Raw genomic sequence first — 3,585 nt, 5'->3', positions numbered from 1 at the left:
TGCAGGCGCAGCGTATCTGCTTCCAGCGCCAGGCGCGGCGAGTGCGGCTGCTGGGCATCGATCCAGCCGAGCGCGCTGTCCAGCGTTTCCCGCAGCAGGCTCAGTCGCTTAGCCGGGGTGGCGGTGGTTTTTCTGGTCGTTCTCATCGTTTACAGACGCTCCCGCTGTCAATCCAGTATTGCGCGTTGGCATTGCCGCTGCCGGAAAGGGTATTGAGCTTCAGGCTCAGCTGCTCCAGCGGCACCCGCGTGCCATCATCCAGCCGCGCGTCGCTGAGGATCAGCCGCTCCGGCCCGTTATTATCTGGTCCCGGCTCTGCCGCCAGCTTAATACGCAGCACGCTTTCGCCCGCGACTTTGCGCGCCAGCTGCGGGTCGGTAATGCTCAGGCTGTAGAGCGGCGACGCCGGCCAGCGGTCGTTCTCCAGCTGACGAAAACCGAGGCAGACGTTGCCGCGAATGCGAAAGCTGCTTTTGCGATCCAGGGCAAAACTGCTGCTGTCGAGATCGATTTCGCTGTAGCAGAGATTATCATCGCTGAGCGTGGCATTTTCATCCAGAACGCCAAGATAGCGAATGGTCGAATAGGGCTCAAAATCACCGGCGCGGAACCAGAAGCTGCTGAGACGCAGATCGAGCGCCAGCAGGCAGAGCATCGCGCCCACCGCCGCGGTTGATTTCGGGTTATCGATGCGTCCCTGTTTATTAAACGGATACCAGTCGCTGGTGTGATACCCCTCCAGCGACAGAATACGGCTGCCCGGCAGCGGCTGCAGGTGACGCACCAGCGCCTGGATGCCGGGGAAACGCGACGGCCGGCCGGTCAGCAGCAGAACATCACACTGATAGAGCGACACCACTTCGCACATGGCGCGCAGCGCCGGGATAATAGCCATACGGTGCTGCAAAAATTCGCCGTGCAGCTGCGCCATACTGACCACCAGCGGCACCTGCAGCAGATCAAACCGGCTCTCGCTGCCCAGCGTGCGCTGAATTTCGCCATTCACAAACGCCAGCACCGCGCCTGCCGGCTGCTGCGGCACCAGTTCGCCAAACAGCGCGTTGATCTCGCTGTGGCTGTCGAGCGGATCCCAGTTCTCATACCGCTCCAGCACCGCCTGCGCCAGCGGGATAAACAGCTGCAGCGTAACCTGCTGACGCAGCGTCGCCTGTCCATCCATCCGGCTGTCGTGGCCAAACAGCTTCTGCATCAGCGGCTCGGGCAGGGTGACGCCCGCTTTTTGCAGACTCTGCTGCAGCGCCGGCAGGATCCAGAGCTGGATCACATCCAGCAGAATATCATCGCCGGCAACCTTAAAGCCTTCGCGAAACAACAGGCGCGGCGTAATTTTCACATTATTGCCTTGGCCATCATCCAGCCGGTACTGGGTGATCGCGAGGTCGGTGGTACCACCGCCGATGTCGATTGAGGCGATGCGCAGGCTTTTGCCCGGCAGCTCGTCACTTTCACGCGGGCGATCGGGGCGCGCCATACTGCTGAAAAAATCTTCCGCCCGTCCGGCAAAATTCACCTGCGTTTCATTAAACAGCCACACCATCTGGCCGCAGGTGGCTTCGTCCCACTCCATCTGCACATCCGGCAGCGGGCGCTGCGCGGGCGCTGCGTCCCAGCCCTCCGCCTGCCACACCAGCGCGAGCGCCTCCTGCATGCGGCGGCGAAATATCTCCCGCTCCGGCTTGGGCATCGCGGAGGGCAGCGTCAGGATCACATGCCGCAGCTGGCGCGGCGCCTGGCTCTGCGGCATGCGCTGGCGCTGTGCGACGCTGTTCATCTGCATCATCGCCTGCGCCAGCAGCTCGCAGAGCATAAAAGTCATCAGCGCGCTGCGGCTGTAGCTGGCGGAAAACACCGGCAGGCGATCCTCTTCCGGCAGCGCCTGCAGCGGCTCTCCCTCATCGTTGATCATCAGCGTAAAGGGCAGCGCAATAGCCTGCGCCTCTTCGCTCTGACCGCCAGCGTTAAAGCGCCAGCCTGGCTGATAGCGCGCCTCATCCCACAGATAACGACGCGGGCTGGAGATACCGGTGCTGCCTTCCGTGCCGGCGCGCTGCAGCGCCAGACGGCTCGCTTCACGCCCCACGCGGGTCAGCGAAGGCCACATAAATGCGTTATCGCGCCCGCTCTGCAGTGAGAAACTCGCTTTGCCAAAGCTCGCCTCTGCGAACTCCAGCCGGCTGTCGAACAGTTCGTTATACACGCGGTGCGGCTGCGATAAATCGCGCAGCTGCATCTCATACGTCTGACGCAGGCCGTTGCTCTCTTCCGGGTGATCCTCCACCAGAATGCCGCAGGTATGCGAGTTGCCGACATCGAGAATGAGATCCACACTGACCGCCGGGGTTTGCAGCGAGGCCGCCTGAATAGCGATCTCCGCCAGATCGAGCTGCTCACCCAGCAGCTCCAGCAGATTGAGATAGTGCGCCTGATACTCAAACTCACGCAGCGCCTGCGTCAGCGCCAGCTCCCCGCGCGATTCCAGCGCGACCGCCCGCTGCACAAAGGTCTCGCGCAGCCAGCCGTCAACCCAGGTCAGGTCAAGAAACTCGCCCAGCTCATAGTTGTGCCACGCCAGCGCAAAACTCACGCCGTTCTGCGCGTCGGCCGCGCTCAGGCCGAGCTGTTCACCGCCTTCTGCTTCCGGTACCAGCCGGGTGTCAAAGGCGAGGGTAATGCGGTGCGTATGGCCCGCTGCATCCGGTTCGCTGAGCGGCGCAAGGCGGGCGCGCGCCCAGTTATCGGGACCGCCGATAAAGCGGCGACCGCTGGTGCAGCGCAGCACCGGCAGCGGCAGCCACTGATTAGCCAGCAGGGCGAGGGAGTCGGTCAGGGCGACATCCGACTCCGGGCGTACGACCTCGGCCGCGCCTCCCTCCGCCGGGTAGAGCAGGAATTTACCGTTATTGCCATCGACGTGCAGGCGCAGCAGCGGACCGTTGGCGGTCTGGCGCACAAACTGGCGGCGCGCCTGAGCAGAAGGCAGGCGCAGACCAAAGTCGAGAAACTGCACGCCGCTCGCTTCAATCAGCGTGATTTTCTGTTTGTCATCAATCAGAGGAGCCAACATGGTTACTTACTCTCACGCTTAATCGTCAACGGGAAGGCCTGTTCAGCCCCATACTGTGCGTTACAGCTGGCAATACCGTCGCCCGCTTTGCATATCAGCTCCGGCATGCGATAGCGCGACTTGTCGCTGCAGCTGGCGGTATAGCGGCTGCGTACCACCATGGTTCCGGCGCTGGTCATCGCAGCGGTGATATCCGCTTTACAGCGAATATTATCGCCCTGACTGATCCAGGCGGTGCCTTTGCCGTTGCGGATTTTATAACGCAGGCTGGGTGGTTTGCCGGTAGGCAGGTTGGTCTGCCGCAGCGTCACGCGCCAGGTGCCATCGATAAATTTCACCGAGCCGAGGCGGGCGTCATCCGTGGTCATGATCAGGTCATCCGCCTTTGCCGCTTCGGTATGTTCCGCCACAATTTCTGGCGGTGCGGCGTCCGCTGGTGCCGCGGGAGCCGCAGCCATACGCTGCGGCAGCGTCGCGGAGAGCGTCGCGGCTTTGACCAG

At 62.6% G+C, this 3,585-nt stretch carries 2 protein-coding genes; both read right to left on the bottom strand.

Going from position 1 to position 3,585, the window contains the following annotated elements; genetic code table 11:
* Window positions 1–142 precede the first annotated feature (142 nt).
* Complete coding sequence (locus HA43_RS18395; RefSeq protein ID WP_094112321.1) at window positions 143–3,085, bottom strand: virulence factor SrfB; 2,943 nt, start codon at window positions 3,083–3,085, stop codon at window positions 143–145.
* Window positions 3,086–3,087: 2 nt separating this feature from the next.
* Window positions 3,088–3,585 (bottom strand): SrfA family protein (locus HA43_RS18390; RefSeq protein ID WP_244555242.1); only part of this gene is annotated, 498 nt, incomplete at its 5' end.

Origin of the sequence: Pantoea eucrina (genome assembly GCF_002095385.1) — a bacterium.
Lineage (GTDB): Bacteria > Pseudomonadota > Gammaproteobacteria > Enterobacterales > Enterobacteriaceae > Pantoea > Pantoea eucrina.
The sequence above is the reverse complement of the archived record's forward strand: the minus strand, read 5'-3'. Positions and strand labels throughout refer to the sequence as shown.